The sequence below is a fragment of the Chondromyces crocatus genome, from assembly GCF_001189295.1.
In the GTDB taxonomy this organism is placed as follows: Bacteria; Myxococcota_A; Polyangia; order Polyangiales; family Polyangiaceae; genus Chondromyces; species Chondromyces crocatus.
In genome coordinates this window covers 6,529,191-6,545,832 of the sequence record NZ_CP012159.1, presented here as the reverse complement: position 1 = coordinate 6,545,832, position 16,642 = coordinate 6,529,191, and the positions used below count along the sequence as shown (strand labels likewise).

Sequence of the window (16,642 nt, the reverse complement as noted above, 5' to 3'; positions counted from 1 at the left end):
GGTTACCCGTGCAGGCGCGGCTCGCCTCTACTTCGATGCGCTCCGGTCCTGATGCGTTACGGCGGCGCCCTCGTGATCGTTCGTCTCACCGACTCGCCGTACACGATCCGTCGCCACGCCCGAGGCGGCGATGAACGCCTTGGCCTCTTCGTTGTCGCCGTGAGCCAGCTCGTCCGGTGTGCCCGAGGCGATGACCCGGCCCTGGACGACGAGAAAGGCCTGGTGGGCGATGCGAAACGTGCTCGCCATGTCGTGGGAGATGACCACGCTGGTGATGCCGAACCGGTCGCGTGTTTCCTCGATGAGGTCGTCGACCATGCGGCTGGTGAGCGGGTCGAGGCCGCTCGTGGGCTCGTCGTAGATGAGGATGTCGGGCTCGAGCATCAAGGCGCGCGCGAGGCCGACGCGCTTGCGCTGGCCGCCGGAGAGTTCGGAGGGGGTGCGCTCTTCCTTGTTCTCGAGGCCGAGCATGTTGAGCATGCCGACGACCTTGTCGCGCATGTCGTTGCGGCTCATGTGCTTGCGGTGTTCGCGGAGGGGGAAGGCCACGTTGTCGAACACGGTGAGCGAGTCGAGGAGCGCGGCATACTGGAAGACCATGCCGAACTTCTGGCGCATGCGGTTCATCTCGTAGTCGTCGAGGGCGCCCATGTCCTCGCCGTCGACCCAGATGTGGCCGCTGCTGACGCGCTCGAGGCCGATGAGGATGCGCAGGAGCGTGGTCTTGCCCGCGCCGGAGCCGCCGATGATGACCGCGGTCTCCTTGCGGCGGAGGTGCATGGTGATGCCGTGGAGGACGTGGGTCGACCCGAACGATTTCTTGACGTCGTCGACGAAGAGGTGGTCGCCGTCGAGCCAGCCGGGGGGCATGGCGCGGCCTTCAGGGGGCCCCTTTCCGCCGTCCTGGGCCCCTGTCGGAGGGGGAGGGGCCTTCCGTTTGAACAACATGGTCGGCCGGAGGCTACCACGCCGCTTGACAGGGGAGCCGCCGAGGCGGAAACCGCTCCCATGATCGACGAGATCCTGAAGGTGGCCCTCGACGCGGCCGAGGCGAAGACGGAGAAGGACGGCTGGACCGTGCTGCCGGAGGGGCGGACGTTGACGCTCCACGCGGCGCACGAGGGGGTAGGGCTGAACGTGACCCGGGTGGAGGCCTTGCTGGTCACCGGCGCCCTGGTGCGGGCCCGTACCTCGAAGGGCGACACGTTCCTGGTGCCGGCAAAGGCGGTGTTCGCCGTGGCGCTGGAGGGGGGGACGAAGTCCGGCGGGGCGCGGCGCGCCGGGTTCCTGGGCTGAGGCGTCCGGGAGCGGGGCTAGCGGGGCTCCGGGGGCCGACGGGCGGCCATTCCGGTCGCAGCGCGGGGCCTCCGCGGGCTTCCAGGCGGAGGTGCGAACGCTGAGCCGCGTTCGCGGGGGCTGTGGGCCGTGGTCCCAGCCCTGTGTTCCGGGGTCGAGGCCAGCGAACGGCTCGCCTGTGCGATCCTCGCTGAGCCTTTCTTGCCTCTGTGGTCCGTTCACCGCATCAACGACGGTCGACACATCCGCCAGCGAACGTCGACATCTGCCTCCGTCAGGCGTCATCCTGTCCGGGGTCTCGCTGGATGCCCGTCGTTCGAGCCGTTTCGTCTCCGCGGCACGACACGTGCTGAGTGCGTCCGACAGAACCGCGCTCTCCAGCCGCGGGCGCAGGAGCCTGCGCACGCCGTCGAGAGCAGCGGACGTGAATGGAACCACAAGGAAGGCGACCCGATGAGTGCACGAGCCCTGTTTGCCGTTTCGCTGCTGGCGACCCTCACAGGATGCAGCGGTGACGACCCGAACGCGTCCGCGACGCCCGATACGCCCTGCCCGTCGGATTCTCTGTGCTTCGATGTGAAGCCCGTCGCCGAGGGCCTCGAGATCGCGTCAGGCCGCGTGGCCGTGGTCTGGCAAGCCAGCGGTTACAGCAACCGGATCGTACCCATGGCCATCGCGTACCATCAAGCCTTCGACGGGGCTGCGGCGCGCGTCGAGATCCCCCTGAGCGTGATCTCGCCTCCGCCCTACGAGTCCCTGAACTGTATGTGGGACTGCTTCGACACGGCGCCCTGCACCTGCGAGCACGACTGGCCAACCTTCGGGGTGGCCAGCATCCGGATTGCGCCTGGGGGTAGCGATGGAACCCTGAGTGTCGACGACCTGTCCGGGGCCTACGGTGTCGGCTCCGCCTTCATCACGCATGTGGGTCCGCAGGCGTCAGCGGCCGCCGAGCAGAAGATGCCGCTCTTCGACCGGCTCCCCGGAGGGCTCCTGGAGGGGACGCACGTCTATGCCGTGCATCAACGAGAAGGCGTGGCTCCCGGTGAGCAGGAGTTCGTCCTGCGCGAGGACGGCGAGCTCCTCGATCTTCATGTCTGTTCGTTCCAGCAGCCGACCTGCGTCCCCCCGACGCCCATCATGTTCGTGGACTGATCGCCGCGTCCGGAGGCGTCGACCGCTCCCCGGCCCCGAGCATCCGGGGGGCTGACTCCCGAGCATGCGTCGGTTCGCCCCCGACAGGCCGTGCTCGGGGCAGCTCGATGTTTTCGGAATCCCCTTGTGTCAGGGTACCCGTGCGATGAGGGGGTGATAAGCTGCGCCCCCGGATGGGCATGCCCCAGGGTGAGGTCACGTCACAGGAGGTCGATCGCGCGGTCGACCTCGCGCTCGCGGCCGCGGAGCAGACCCATGGCGTGGGGCGGGCCATGGCTGCACCGGGCTGGGTGCGGGATCGTGTGCTGACGATCTTGCAGTGTCAGGCCGAGCGGCTCGGGGTCAGCGCGCTGCTGGCGGCGGAGCGTCTCCGGCGCAACCAGTCGGCCGTCGAAGAGATCGTGGCGGCGTTGCGGGTGGGAGAGACGCGGTTCTACCGGGATCCGTTGGCCTGGGAGGCGATCGCGAGCGCGGTGGTGCCGACCTTGCCCAACCGGCCGATCGCGGGCCTCTCCGCCGGATGCAGCACGGGGGAAGAGGCGTACACGCTGGCGATGGTGCTGGCGAGCGCGGGGCGGCGCTTCAGCGTGCTCGGGGTGGACCGGTCGCAGGACGCGGTGACGGCCGCGCGGGAGGCGACGTACTCGGCCGAGGCGGCGTGTCACCTGCCGCCAGCATACGTGCGGCGCTACTGTGAGGTGGACGGGTCGGCGCTGCAGGTGTGCAAGGAGCTGCGCTCGCTGGTGAGCTTCGAGGTCTGCGATCTGGTGTCGACGGTCCCGCGGGGCGGGTTTCACATCATCCTGTTCAAGAACGTGCTGCTGTACCTGGCTTCGCCCGCGGGGGAGGCGGTGGCGCGGCGGCTGATGGCCGAGCTGGATCCGCGGGGGCTCTTGTTCACGGCGGCGAGCGAGGTGCCGCGCCTGTGCGGGGTGGGGATCGCGACGGCCCGCCTGGCGTCGGGGGTGACGGCATTCCGGGTCGGCGCGCGTACGGGGAGCGAGCCGCCACCGCCGCTGACGTGGCCTCCGCCTCACGGGGGTCAGGAAGGCGGCAAATGAGCTTCGTCGTGGGGGTGCATGCGGGGCCGTCGTCGGCGGTGGCCGAGCTGCGGGCGGCGTATGCCGAGGGGCGCGCGGCGCTGGACGAGCAGGTGACGCGCGTGGTCGCCGTGCCAGGAGAGGCGTCGGCGGAGGCGATCGCGCAGGTGGGGATCGCGCTCGGGCGGGAGCGGGCGCGGCTCGTGGACGATCTGCTGGTGAGGCTGTTCTCCGCGACGCGGGAGCCGCGCGAGGGGGGATGGGGGGCGTCGGAGCGGAGCATCTGGGACGAGGTGGCCCTGGCGGCGGTGGGAAGCTACGGGCGAGGCGCCGTCGCGCTGCGCAGCGATCTCGATCTGCGCATCATCGCGCGCGACGTGCAGGAGGCGGCGACGGTGGTGGAGTCGCTGCTGTATCCGCTCTGGGACATGGGGGTCTCGGTGGGGCACCAGGTGGTGAGCATCGAGGACCTGATCGCGTCGGCGCGCGATGATCTGCCGTCGGCGACGACGCTGCTGGACTGGCGGCACCTGGCCGGGGATCGGGATCTGTCGGAGTCGCTCTGGCAGCGGGCGGTGACCGGGCTGCTCGCGCACTCGGAGCTGCCGCTGTTCATCGAGCGGCTGCGGCAAGAGGTGGAGCAGCGGCACGCGCGGTTCGGTGGGTCGGTGTACCTGCTCGAGCCGGACGTGAAGAACGGGGCAGGGGGGCTCCGGGATCTCGACATCGCGCGGTGGGCGAGCAAGGCGCGCTGGGGCGCGGGCGAGGTGGAGGCGCTGGTGCGCTTCGGGGCGCTGGTCACGCGGGAGGCGGCAGAGATCCGGGCGGCCGAGGACACGCTGTGGCGGCTGCGCAACCTGCTCCACGCGGGGGCGAACCGGCGGAACGATCGGCTGACGTTCGACAAGCAGGAGGCGTGCGCGGCGGCGCTCGGCTACGGCGCCGGGGACGAAGCGGTGGAGCGGATGATGAGCGACTACTACCGGAGCGCTCGCACCATCTCCCGCACGCTGGAGATGCTCCTGACGCGCGCGACGCCGACGTTGACGCGACGGCGGCGGCACGAGGAGGATCTGGGCGGTGGGCTGCGCCTCTTCGATGGGTGCGTGGCGCTGGCGAACCCGCCGGATCTGCGCACGGATCCGGCGCTCGCGCTGCGCGCGTTCTCCGTCGCGGTGGAGCGGGGGTTGCCGCTCCTGGGGCCGACGCGGGAGGCCATCGCGCGGGCGTCGGCGGAGCCCGCGTTCTGCGCTGCGCTGCGAGAGAGCGCGGAGGCGGCGCAGCGGTTCCTCGCGCTGCTCGTGACGTGCAAGGAGACGCAGCTCAAGAGCGGCTCGCCCATCCGGGAGATGCACGAGCTGGGGCTCTTGCTGGCGATGATCCCGGAATTCTCTCCGGTGGTCGGGCGGGTCCACCACGACGTGTACCACGTGTACACGGTCGACGTTCATTCGGTGGCGGCCGTGGATCGGCTGGCCGAGGTGACGCGCGGGGATCTGGCGGCGGAGTTCGGTCTGCCATGCCGGCTGGCGGCGGAGGTGAGCCGGCCCGAGGTGCTGTTCGCGGCGACGCTGCTGCACGACGTGGGCAAGGCGATCGGGGGCACGGAGCACAGCCAGCGGGGTGCGGAGATGGCCCAGGGGATCCTGGCGCGGCTGGGGTTGCCACCGCAGGACGTGGCGGAGGCGTGCCACCTCATCCTGAAGCACCTGGTGATGTACCACGTGGCGACGCGGCGGGATCTGGACGACCCGGCGGCGATCGCCGAGTTCTGCCGCGAGGTGAACGGGCGCGAGGGGCTGCGGAACCTGTACCTGCTCACGGTGGCGGATCTGTCGACGACCAGCCCGACGTCGATGACGTCGTGGAAGGCGCGGATGCTGGACGAGCTGTACCTGGCGGCGGATGCCTCCCTTGCCGGGCAGGTGGTCGACGACGAGCGGCTCGATCGGGCCGTGGCCGAGGCCACGCGGGCGGTGGCGTCGGTGCCGCTCGCGGAGGAGGCGGAGCGGGCGGAGTTGCACGCGTTCACGAGGGATTATCTGGCCTCGATGCCCGAGCGTTACCTGCTGTCGAACGGGGCGCCGGCGATCGCGGCACACGCGACGGTGGCGTGGGAGCAAGAGCGCTCGCAGGCGCTGGCGAGGGTTGCGCTCGTGCCGTCGCGTCATCCAGAGGCGGCGGAGCTGTGCGTGGCGGCGTGGGATCGTCCCGGCTTGCTCGCGGCGCTCACCGCGGCCATCGCCGCATCGCGTCTGGTGGTGCACGCGGCGCAGATCCACTCGCGGACGACGGGGGCGGGGCAGATCCAGGCGGTGGATCTCTTCTGGGTGCGTGATCGGGGCGATGGGGTGGAGGGGGTGGCGCGCTCGATCCCGAAGCTCGTTCGCGACATGCACGCGGTGCTCTCGGGGGAGGTGGAGGGAGCGGCGCTGGTGCAGCAGCGGGCGGCGTCGTTCCGGGAGCGGAAGTCGCCGCGGGTGCGGACCCAGGTCAAGGTGGACAACCGGGCCTCGCCGAGGCACTCGGTGCTGGAGATCTTCACCCGGGATCGGCCAGGGTTGCTCTTCACGATCTCCGACGCGCTGTACCAGGTGGGGCTCTCGATCGCGGTGGCGAAGATCAACACCGAGGGGACACGGGTGGCCGACGTGTTCTACGTGAACGAAGCGGGGGGGGAGAAGATCGCGCCAGGGCGACGCACGGCCGAGATCCGGGAGCGGATCGAGGCGGTGCTGCGCGAGACGGAGAGAGAGGAAGGGATCGTCGGATGAGGGTGCGGAACGGGAACAGGGGTCGGGCAGGGGTCGCGACGCTGGTCGGTGGACTCTTCGTGGTGGTGGGGTGTGGCGCGTCGCAGCCTCCGCCCGAGGAGCCGCTCGTGGCAGATCCGCCGCTCGGCGCGGAGGAGAGCCCGTCGGCCAGTGCGGCGAACAAGGCGCTCGCGCAAGGGATCGAGGAGATCAAGGCGGAGCGCTTCGCGGAGGCGAAGCCGCACCTGGAGCAAGCGCTCTCGCTGAAGCCGGACAGCGCCGAGGCGGCGTATTACCTGGGCCTCGTGAGCGAGAAGACCGAGGATCTCGCCGGCGCGGAGAAGCACTACAAGCACGCGCTCCAGATCGATCCGACGCTCGCCGAGGCGGCGGTGAACCTGGGAGCGATCTACCTGGAGGAGCCGGCGCGGCCGGACGAGGCGATCGCGGCGATGACGCCCGCCGTGGCGAAGGCCGCCGACGCGACGCGGTTGCACCAGAACCTGGCGTACGCCTACAGCCTGAAGAAGGCTTACGACAAGGCGAGCAAGGAGTACGAGGCAGCGCTGAGCAAGGGGGCGAGCCCGGAGCTGCACTTCGCCTACGGGGGGATGCTGCTCGAGGCGAAGCAAGGAGAGAAGGCGGCGGAGCAGCTCCGGAAGGCGCTGGCGGGCGCTGGTGACGACGTGGCGCTGATCGCGAGCGTCGGCCGGATGCTGGGGCCCGCCGGGGCCTATGCGGACTGCGTGAAGGCGTTCGACCGGGCGATCCAGCTCAAACCGGACGCGGCGGAGCTCTTCGTGCGTCGCGGGACCTGCCGCCACGAGCTGAAGGACGAGCCGGGAGCCCGCGCGGACTATCAGGCGGCGATCAAGGCGGACCCGAAATTCGCGCCGGCGCACTACTACCTGGGCATGTCGTGGCTGGGGGAGAAGAAGACGCAGAACGCGCTCGCGGCGTTCGATCAGGCCTCGAAGGTGGGGGGCGACTCCGAGATCGGGAAGCGCGCGCGCGAGAAGATGAAGGAGCTGGGGAAGAAGTGACGGGCCCGGGGGAGCAGGGCGTGCGGCCGCCCTGTCGCCCCCGTCTTCAGCGCTCCAGGAGCGCGAGGATGCGGTCCAGCTCGTCGAGGGAGCTGTACAGGATGGCCAGCTCGCCTTTGCCGCCCTGATCGCGCACCTCGACCTTCGTGCCGAGGCGGCGCGTGAGGCGCTGCTCGAGGTCCCGGGTGGACGCGGCCTTCGCGGGGGGTTTGGCCTTCTCTTCGGGCGTGTCGTCGCTGGAGCGCTCGGCCGCGCGGGCCTTGGCGTTGCGGATCAGCGTCTCCACCTTGCGCACCGGGAGTTTGCCCCGGATGGTGCGGTCCGCGATGTCCTCCATCGCCCTGTCGTCGGGGGCGCCGAGGAGCGCGCGCGCGTGGCCTTCGCTGAGCTCGCGCGAGATCACCATGGTGCGGATGCGCTGCGGGAGCTTGAGGAGGCGGAGGGTGTTGGTGATGGTGGAGCGCTCCTTGCCGACCCGCTCCGCCAGCACTTCCTGGGTGTATCCGTGCTCGCGGAGGAGGCGATCGAGGGCTTCGGCGAGCTCGATCGGGTTGAGGTCGGAGCGCTGGACGTTCTCGACGAGCGCGAGCTCGAATGCCTCCTTGGGGGAGACGTCCTTGACCACCACGATGACCTCGCGGAGGCCGGCGCGCTGCGCTGCGCGCCAGCGTCGCTCCCCGGCGATGATCTCGAACTGGTCGGTGCTGGGCTGCCCTCGCCGCACGACGAGCGGCTCGATGAGGCCGTGCTCCAGGATGCTGGCGGTCAGCTCCTTGAGTTCCGTCTCGTCGAAGTACTGCCGCGGCTGGCCTTTCTGGGGGACGATCTTCTCGATCGCGCACAGGAAGACGCTTCTCTCGGCCGTGCCTGCAGCGACGGGGGCGGGCAGCAGGGCGTCGAGCCCCCGTCCCAGCGCCCGGCGCTGTCCTTTGAGATCCACACTCATGTTCGCGATCGGGTGTCCTTGGGCGTGGGGCGTCGCTCGGGCTCGGACTTCGCCGCACCGGTGGCGGGCGGCTTCGGAGCTTCGGTGACAGGGGGCTTCGCTGCGCTGGCGGAGTGAGCCTTGGTGTCTTCGGCGAGGGGAGTCTTCGCGGCGCTCGTGGAGGGGGCCTTGGGCGCCTCGGTGACGGGGGTCTTGGCTGCTCGTGCGGCGGCTGGCCTGGAGCCCTCGGCGGACGTGGGCTTCGCGGCGCTCGTCTCCTGGGCGCTGGTGACGGGTGCCTTCGTCGCACTGGCGGCGGGCGGCTTCTGGGCTTCAGGAGACGCTGGCTTCTCTGCGCCCGGCTCCTGCGCGTTGGTGGCGGGAGGTGTCGCCGCGCTGGTGGTGGCCGACTTCTGCGCCTCGGGTGCTGTCGGCTTCGCTGCGGGCTTGGCGCGCGGCCGCTTCATCGGGCCGTAGTGGCTCTCCAGGATCTCGCGGGCGAGGCTGAGGTAGCCCTGGGCTCCCTTCGACTGAACGTCGTAGAGCAGCGCCGGCTTGCCGTGCGAGGGGGCCTCGCTGAGGCGCACGTTGCGGGGGATGATCGCGTTGAACACCCGGAAGTGACCCTTCACTTCGTCGGCCACCTGGTGGGTCAACGAGGTTCGGCCGTCGTACATCGTGAGGACGATGCCCTCGACGGTCAGCTCCTGGTTGAACACGCTCCGCACGCGGTCGATGGTGGCCATCAGGTGCGTCAGTCCCTCCAGCGCGAAGTACTCGCACTGCAGTGGGACGATGACGCGGTGGGCGGCCGTGAGCGCGTTCAGCGTGAGCAGGCCGAGCGAGGGGGGGCAATCGAGCACGACGAAAGCGTAGTCGCCGACGTGCGGGCGGATGGCGTCACGCAAGCGGTTGGCGCGATCGGGGGCGTCGACCAGCTCCAGCTCGGCGGCCACCAGATCCTGCGTGGCAGGGATGACCTCGAGCAGGGGCACCTCGGTGGGGAGCGTGGCCTGGGAGAGCGCCGCGCGGCCGATGAGCACGTCGTAGATGGACAGCTCGATGCTGCGGGGCCGCACGCCCACGCCGCTGGAAGCGTTCCCTTGAGGATCGCAGTCCACGAGGAGGGTGCGGTGCTCGGCAGCCGCCAGGCTGGCGGCCAGGTTGACGGCCGTGGTGGTCTTCCCCACGCCTCCCTTCTGGTTGGCTACGGCGAAGATCAGCGTCGGGGGTTTCGGGGTGGCTGCAGCCTGCTTGGCGGGCGAGCCCCCATCTCGGGGTGCGGGCATCGTGATGTCGCGTCCGCCCAGGCAGATACACGAGGCGGCTCCTCGCTGAAAGATGCGGGGACGCTCTACACCACACCATCACCCCATGAATCAACGCAGGAATTTTCACCGACCACGGGAGAGCCTCTACAGTGACCGACATGTCGCTGGATGTAGGTGTGAGTGGGTCGCCGGCTGCTGGGATACCAGGTCGGCTGGTGGTCGTCGCACCGTCGAGGTGGAAGCGGGGTCGCGGGGAGAACCCGACGGCGCGGCGTCCTGCTCGGCAGCCTACCCAGCAGTTCCGGCTCGGTGAGGTGCTGACTTCGTCTCTCGATGGGGGGTCGGTCGACCGGATCCTGTCGCGAGGGTTCTGGAGCCGTGGCGGCGTCGACGCCAGCGCGACGTTCGCGCCGGTGATCCCGCTCGTTCGCTCCACCCAGCCTCTCTCCGCCGGATCAGAGCCCCTGCTGTACCGAGCCGCCCGACCCCATCGGCGTGTCGTCTCGGTGGTTGCCGTGTCGTTGCCGTGAGGAGACACAGATGACGCTGCCCAGGACCTACCGAAATTATGCCGAGTTCGAGCGTGACTACCTCTGCCCCAGCCGCGTGAGCTTCTCGCTGGAAGACATCGTGGAAGAGGGGGCCTTCGACGCGGAGCTCGACTTCGAGAAAGACCGCTTCGACGGCTCTGACGACGACTACTGAAAGCCTTCCCTGTGATCCTTCCCGGGATCCGAGCCCCGGCGGACGCCTCTCCGCCGGGGCTCCTTTTTTTTCACGGACTTCACGGCTGTCTTGACCCTTTCGGCGGCGCGTGGCACGAGGACCGCCCTCATACGCCATGCAAGTCACCGTCGAAAAGCTGTCCCCCGTGCTCCTGGAGTTCCTCGTCGAGGTGCCTGCCGATCAGGTACGGAGCGAGGTCGACAAGGCTTACTCCCTCCTGCAGCGCACCGCGCGCGTCCGTGGCTTCCGCCCGGGCAAGGCGCCGCGCCATGTGCTCTCGCACCTGTACGGAGGCCGAGTCCACGCCGACGTCGCCCAGCGCCTCGTGGATGCGACCTTGAACAAGGCGCTCGCCGAGAAGGAAATCCAGCCGCTGTCGCAGCCCGCAATAGCGCCGACCGAGCTCCGCCCCGACGAGTCCTTCTCCTACAAGGCTCGCTTCGAGGTTCGCCCCGAGATCGCAGAGGTGAAGTGGGAGGGCTTCGAGGTGAAGCGTCCTTCGGTGAAGGCGTCCGACGAGATGGTCGACGCCGAGGTCACCGCGCTGCGCCAGAAGCACGCAACGCTCCAGGCTCCCGATCCGGAGCGCCCGGCAAAGAAGGGCGATGTCGCGACCATCACCTTCCAGCTGGAGGTGAGCGGTCAGTCCATGGGTCAGAAGGACCAGGAGGTCGAGACCGAGGTGGGCTCCGGACAGCTCTTCAAGGAGATTGAAGAGGCGCTGGACGGGATGACGCCAGGTCAGCACAAGGACGTCTCCCTGACCTTCCCGGCGCAGCACCAGAACCCCGAGCTGCGCGGCAAGGACGCAGTCTTCCACATCACGCTGAAGGATCTGCGCGAGCGGATCTACCCCGAGGTGGACGACGAGTTCGCCAAGGACTGTGGTGAGGACAGCCTGGAGGCGCTCCGAACGTCGCTTCGCACGAAGGTGGAGAAGGAGCTTACCCAGAAGGCGAGCGACACCGTCGCTGAGCAGCTCGTCATCGAGATCTGCAAGGCGAACCCGATTCCGGTGCCGCCGTCGCTGGTCGATCAGCAGGCACAGCTCGCCGAGCGTGAGCTGCTCGCCGCGGCGCGCCGCCAGGGGCAGCGCATCGACCCGACGCCCGAGCTGCGAGCACGGGTCCGTCTCGACTCCGAGATGAAGGTGCGCGCTGGTCTCCTGATGGCCGAGATCGCGAAGGCGAAGGAGGTCAAGATCACCGACGCCGACATCGAGAAGGGCTACGAGGAGCTCGCCGAGCAGACCGGCAAGAACGTCGCCAAGGTGAAGGCCGAGTACCGCGATCCGAAGAAGCGCGAGATCCTCATCGGCATGATCCTCGAAGACAAGATCCTCGACATGATCGAGGCAGCGGCGAAGGTCACCGAGGCGACCTGAGACCCAGCCTCTGTCAGCCCGCACGTCAAGGGCTCTCGGGACCGAGCGCGACCCGAGAGCCCCATCGAGACCGAGTCACGGAAGATGTTCGTCCGGAGCCGAGCTGTGACTGGCGTGCACCTTCGTCGGGCCAGGTCCAGCTCGGCAGCCTCGGTCGATTGCGAATCCTGAACAGCGCCCAAATACTTGCGGTCGTGCGGAGTCTGGCCCAGTTCTAGGGACCTGCCGACGACCGGCAGAAACCCTCGGAGCACCGGATGACCCGTCGAGTCGAAAACCGCACACAAGCCATGCACCTCCTTGAGCGGGAGCAGCCGCACCTCGAGCAGGTGGAGCGGGAGCGCGCGCTCATCATCCCCACGGTCACGGAGGTGACCCACCGCGGGGAGCGTGAGTGGAACATCTTCAGCCGTCTGCTCAAGGACCGGATCGTCTTCATCGGTGCAGAAATCGATGACTTCCTCGCGAACCTCGTGATCGCGCAGTTCCTGTTCCTCGAGAGCGAGGATCCGGACAAGGAGATCCAGGTTTACGTGAACAGCCCGGGCGGTGTCGTCACGTCCGGACTCGCGATGTACGACACCATGCAGTACGTCCGGTGCCCGGTGTCGACGATGTGCCTCGGTCAAGCCGCCTCGATGGCCGCCGTGCTGCTCGCGGCCGGCCACAAGGGGCGCCGTTACGCGCTCCCCCACTCGCGGATGATGATCCACCAGCCGCTGGGCGGCGCGCGTGGGCAAGCCACGGACATCGAGATCCAGGCGCGCGAGATCAAGAAGATCAAGGAGACGCTGATCGACATCCTCGTCGACGCGACCAACAAGGGTCGTGAGGACATTGCCCGGGACGTCGAGCGCGACTTCTACCTGAGCGCAGCCCAGGCGAAAGAATACGGCCTCATCGACGAGGTCTTCCCGGCACGCAAGAAGTAGGGGCCGATCGCGGCTCGCAGGACGATTCGTCTGTCGCTTCATGCAGCAGCCACGGATGGGGGGGGCGGATGCGTGCGCATCGCCCTGCTGGTTTGGCCGTCTATCGAGATCTCGAAGTGATGACGTCGGTGCGTGAGCGAGTTCTTGCTGGGCTCGCTCATCGGAGCGTCCCCGAGCGCAGGGACGGGGAGAAGCGATCCCCGTTCGCTTGCGACGGTAAGTACACCGTTCTAGAATCGGAGCGTGGTTTCCCGGACCTGAGCGGAATTCTCATCGCAGGGCGCGGCGATCACACCAGCTGAGGGTCGAAGTGGAGCGAAGGCGGGACGATCACTCGAACGGCAATCTGAGCTGCTCTTTCTGCGGAAAATCCCAGAAGGAGGTCAAGAAGCTCATCGCAGGACCGACGGTCTACATCTGCGATGAATGCATCGGGCTCTGCAACGACATCATCGCGGAGGAGGTCGAGAAGGACGAGCCCTACGCGGGCTCCACGCCTGTGCCGAAGCCGTCCGACATCAAGGCAATCCTCGATGAGTACGTGGTCGGGCAGCACCGCGCGAAGAAGATCCTCTCCGTCGCGGTGCACAACCACTACAAGCGCATCGACAGCCGGGTGTCCTCCGACGACGTCGAGCTGCAGAAGTCGAACATTCTGCTGCTCGGTCCGACGGGCTCGGGCAAGACGCTGCTCGCGCAGACGCTGGCGAAGATCATCAACGTGCCGTTCGCGATCGCGGACGCCACGACGCTGACCGAGGCGGGCTACGTCGGCGAGGACGTCGAAAACATCATCGTTCAGCTGCTGCAGAACGCCGACCACGACGTCGAGCGAGCGCAGCGCGGCATCGTCTACATCGACGAGATCGACAAGATCAGCCGCAAGAGCGACAACCCGAGCATCACCCGTGACGTGTCGGGTGAGGGCGTGCAGCAGGCACTCCTCAAGATCATCGAGGGGACGGTCGCCAACGTGCCACCGAAGGGGGGCCGCAAGCACCCGCAGCAGGATTTCCTGCAGGTGGACACGACGAACATCCTGTTCATCTGTGGCGGCGCGTTCGTCGGTCTCGACCAGATCATCCAGCGCCGCATCGGTCAGGCGTCGCTCGGCTTCGGCGCCGACATCAAGTCGAAGAAGGAATACAAGCTGGGTGAGCTGCTCAGCGAGGTTCAGCCGGAGGATCTGCTGAAGTTCGGGCTCATCCCCGAGTTCATCGGCCGCTTGCCGATGGTCGCGACGCTCCACGAGCTGAACGAGGACGCGCTGATCGACATCCTCACCAAGCCGAAGAACAGCCTGGTGAAGCAGTATCAGAAGCTGTTCGAGATGGACGGCGTGAAGCTCAAGTTCACGCGCGGCGCGCTGACGGCGGTGGCGCGTCAGGCGCTCGAGCGTGCCAGCGGGGCGCGCGGACTTCGAGCCATCCTCGAGAACTCGATGCTGGACATCATGTACGACATCCCGTCGCGTACCGGGATCAAGGAGGTGGTGGTCAGCGAGGACGTCATCCTCAAGCACGAGCCTCCGATCATCGTCTATACGAAGGAGGCGGAGCTCGCTTAACGCGCCGCCGCATCCAATCAGCCACCCCAGAAAGCCGGCGGATGTTCTTCAAGAACGAGAGTGAGCGGAGCAAAGGCACCCCCGAGCGTGGGGTGGTGCCGTTGCTTCCCCTGCGCGACATCATCGTCTTCCCTCACATGGTCTCGCAGCTCTTCGTGGGTCGCGAGCGGAGCATCGCCGCACTCGACGAGGCCATGGGGCGCGGCAAGGAGATCTTCCTCGCCGCGCAGCGCAACGCCAAGACGAACGATCCCACGCCCGAGGACATCTTCACCATCGGGTCCGTGGGCGCGATCATGCAGCTGTTGCGCCTGCCAGACGGCACGGTGAAGGTCATCGTCGAAGGGAAGCGGCGGGCGCGTGTTCGTCGGTATCTCCAGACCGACGCCTATTTCCTGGTCGAGTACGACGAGGTGCCGGAGACGGCCGCGTCCGGGGTCGAGGTCGAGGCGCTCATGCGCTCGGCGCAGTCGACCTTCGAGATGTACGTCAAGCTCAACAAGAAGATTCAGCCCGAAGTTCTCATGACGGTGCAGAGCATCGACGAGGCGTCGCGGCTCGCGGACACCATCATCGCCAACCTCCCTGCGATCAAGCTGGCCGACCGCCAGAGCTTGCTCGAGATGGAGGACCCTCGTCAGCGTCTCGAGCGTCTCATCGAGCTGATGCAGGCCGAGATCGAGATTCTCCAGGTGGAGAAGAAGATCCGGAGCCGCGTCAAGAAGCAGATGGAGAAGACGCAGAAGGAGTACTACCTCAACGAGCAGATGCAGGCCATCCAGAAGGAGCTGGGTGGTGGCGAGCGCGACGAGTTCAAGAACGAGATCCAGGAGATCGAGGAGGGCCTCAAGACCAAGCGGATGAGCAAAGAGGCCACCGCGAAGGTCAAGAAGGAGCTCAAGAAGCTGAAGATGATGCACCCCACGAGCGCCGAGGCGACCGTGGTGCGCAACTACATCGACTGGATTCTCGAGCTGCCCTGGTACGAGAAGAGCGAGGAGCGGTACGACCTGGCCGAGGCCGAGAAGATCCTCGACGAGGATCACTACGGTCTGAAGAAGATCAAGGAGCGCATCCTCGAGTACCTGGCGGTCCAGGCCCTCACCAAGAAGCTCAAGGGGCCGGTGCTCTGCTTCGTTGGGCCTCCTGGTGTGGGAAAGACCAGCCTGGCGAAGTCCATCGCCCGCGCTACGGGGCGCAAGTTCGTGCGCCTCTCTCTTGGCGGTGTGCGTGACGAGGCCGAGATCCGAGGGCATCGGCGCACGTACATCGGTGCGCTCCCCGGGAAGCTGATCCAGTCGTTGCGCAAGGTGGGGACGAACAATCCGGTGTTCCTCCTCGACGAGGTCGACAAGATGTCGACCGACTTCCGGGGCGATCCGGCGGCGGCGCTGCTCGAGGTGCTCGATCCGGAGCAGAACTCGACGTTCAACGATCACTACCTGGATCTCGACTACGATCTCTCGGACGTGATGTTCATCACGACGGCCAACACGCTGTCGGGGATCCCGGTTCCGCTGCAGGACCGGATGGAGATCATCCAGCTCTCCGGGTACACGGAGTTCGAGAAGCTCAACATCGCCGTGAAGTACCTCGTGCCGAGGCAGCGCAAGGAGTGCGGCCTGGAGGACGTTCAGCTCGACTTCACGGACGGCGCCATCCGGACGATCACGCACCACTACACGAAGGAGAGCGGGGTTCGCTCCCTGGAGCGCGAGATTGCAAGCGTGTGCCGCAAGGTGGCGCGGAAGGTGGTCGCGGAGGGCAAGGACAAGCCCATGCAGATCCTCGCCAAGAACGTGCCCACGTACCTCGGCGTCCCGAAGTACCGGCTCGGGCGCCGTGAGGAGCGCGACGAGGTGGGCCTGGTGAATGGCCTCGCAGTGACCAGCGTCGGTGGTGATCTGCTGCCGGCCGAGGCGACGGTCGTCCCTGGCAAGGGGAAGCTGGTGATCACCGGGCTCCTGGAGAAGGGGATGGAGGAGAGCGGGCACGCAGCGATGAGCTACGTGCGCTCGCGCCTCGATCGCCTGGGCCTCGAGGCGGACATCTACCAGAAGGTCGATGTGCACATTCACTTCCCGGATTTCGTCCGGAAGGATGGGCCGAGCGCAGGTGTCACCATGGTGACGGCGCTGGTGAGCGCGATGATGAAGGTCCCCGCGCGCCGCGATCTGGCGATGACGGGCGAGATCACGCTGCGGGGGAGGGTGCTCCCCATCGGTGGGCTCAAGGAGAAGCTGCTCGCCGCGCACCGCGGGGGCATCACCACGGTGATCATGCCCAAGGAGAACCGGAAGGATCTCCGGGACGTGCCGCGGCGGGTGCTGAAGTCCCTGCGCCTCGTGCTCGTGGAGCACGTGGACGACGTGCTGCGGGAGGCGCTGGTGCTGCCCGATCCGATCGCGATCTTCGGTCCCGCCACGAGCGTCGTCGAGTACCGGGACGGAGAGCCCTGGACCCCGGACGGTGCTGCGAAGCCCTTGCCTGCGCCCGTCGGCGAGCCGACCCCGGCTGCTCCGCCTCCCGCCGTCTAGTTCACCGGATCGT

The 16,642-nt window shown here is 67.9% G+C and carries 14 protein-coding genes; 11 read left to right on the top strand and 3 right to left on the bottom strand.

Features of this window, described 5'->3' with window-relative positions; all coding sequences use genetic code 11:
* Positions 1–27: 27 nt before the first annotated feature.
* Positions 28–948, bottom strand: a complete 921-nt coding sequence (locus CMC5_RS23860; RefSeq protein ID WP_245677713.1) for an ABC transporter ATP-binding protein — start codon at positions 946–948, stop codon at positions 28–30.
* A gap of 60 nt (positions 949–1,008) precedes the next feature.
* Between CMC5_RS23860 and CMC5_RS23855 the strand changes: the two genes are divergently transcribed.
* From CMC5_RS23855 to CMC5_RS23835, 5 genes are all read left to right on the top strand, one after another.
* Positions 1,009–1,296, top strand: coding sequence for a hypothetical protein (locus CMC5_RS23855; protein WP_050432584.1), 288 nt, complete (start codon positions 1,009–1,011; stop codon positions 1,294–1,296).
* A gap of 453 nt (positions 1,297–1,749) precedes the next feature.
* Complete coding sequence (locus CMC5_RS23850; protein ID WP_050432583.1) at positions 1,750–2,451, top strand: hypothetical protein; 702 nt, start codon at positions 1,750–1,752, stop codon at positions 2,449–2,451.
* A gap of 173 nt (positions 2,452–2,624) precedes the next feature.
* Positions 2,625–3,512: a CheR family methyltransferase gene (locus CMC5_RS23845; protein WP_063796335.1), complete on the top strand. Its 888-nt coding sequence runs from the start codon at positions 2,625–2,627 to the stop codon at positions 3,510–3,512.
* Entirely contained in the window at positions 3,509–6,265 is a 2,757-nt protein-coding gene (gene glnD, locus CMC5_RS23840; protein WP_050432582.1) for a [protein-PII] uridylyltransferase, read from the top strand. The genes CMC5_RS23845 and glnD overlap by 4 nt, the downstream gene beginning before the upstream one ends.
* Positions 6,262–7,287 (top strand): tetratricopeptide repeat protein, encoded by a 1,026-nt coding sequence (locus CMC5_RS23835; protein ID WP_082362730.1) that lies wholly within the window; start codon positions 6,262–6,264, stop codon positions 7,285–7,287. The genes glnD and CMC5_RS23835 overlap by 4 nt, the downstream gene beginning before the upstream one ends.
* A gap of 46 nt (positions 7,288–7,333) precedes the next feature.
* Here the strand turns inward: CMC5_RS23835 and CMC5_RS23830 are convergent, their stop codons facing one another.
* Both CMC5_RS23830 and CMC5_RS48975 read right to left on the bottom strand, forming a co-directional pair.
* A complete protein-coding gene (locus CMC5_RS23830; protein ID WP_050432580.1) occupies positions 7,334–8,233 on the bottom strand; it encodes a ParB/RepB/Spo0J family partition protein in 900 nt (299 codons plus the stop codon).
* Positions 8,230–9,501 carry a ParA family protein gene (locus CMC5_RS48975; RefSeq protein WP_342673898.1) on the bottom strand — a complete coding sequence of 424 codons (1,272 nt, stop codon included), beginning with the start codon at positions 9,499–9,501 and terminating at the stop codon, positions 8,230–8,232. The genes CMC5_RS23830 and CMC5_RS48975 overlap by 4 nt, the downstream gene beginning before the upstream one ends.
* Before the next feature lie 140 nt (positions 9,502–9,641).
* Between CMC5_RS48975 and CMC5_RS23820 the strand changes: the two genes are divergently transcribed.
* The 6 genes from CMC5_RS23820 (at position 9,642) to lon (ending at position 16,629) form a co-directional block, all read left to right on the top strand.
* Positions 9,642–10,013: a hypothetical protein gene (locus tag CMC5_RS23820; protein WP_218920052.1), complete on the top strand. Its 372-nt coding sequence runs from the start codon at positions 9,642–9,644 to the stop codon at positions 10,011–10,013.
* A gap of 10 nt (positions 10,014–10,023) precedes the next feature.
* Positions 10,024–10,188, top strand: a complete 165-nt coding sequence (locus CMC5_RS23815) for a hypothetical protein (RefSeq protein ID WP_050432578.1) — start codon at positions 10,024–10,026, stop codon at positions 10,186–10,188.
* Positions 10,189–10,324: 136 nt separating this feature from the next.
* On the top strand, positions 10,325–11,593 hold the full coding sequence (gene tig / locus CMC5_RS23810) for a trigger factor (RefSeq protein WP_050432577.1): 1,269 nt from the start codon (positions 10,325–10,327) through the stop codon (positions 11,591–11,593).
* 290 nt (positions 11,594–11,883) lie between these two features.
* Entirely contained in the window at positions 11,884–12,525 is a 642-nt protein-coding gene (locus CMC5_RS23805) for an ATP-dependent Clp protease proteolytic subunit (protein WP_245677712.1), read from the top strand.
* Between the two features lie 310 nt (positions 12,526–12,835).
* Positions 12,836–14,092, top strand: a complete 1,257-nt coding sequence (clpX, locus tag CMC5_RS23800; RefSeq protein ID WP_050432575.1) for an ATP-dependent Clp protease ATP-binding subunit ClpX — start codon at positions 12,836–12,838, stop codon at positions 14,090–14,092.
* A 41-nt stretch (positions 14,093–14,133) separates the two neighbouring features.
* On the top strand, positions 14,134–16,629 hold the full coding sequence (gene lon / locus CMC5_RS23795; protein WP_050432574.1) for an endopeptidase La: 2,496 nt from the start codon (positions 14,134–14,136) through the stop codon (positions 16,627–16,629).
* Positions 16,630–16,642: the final 13 nt, after the last annotated feature.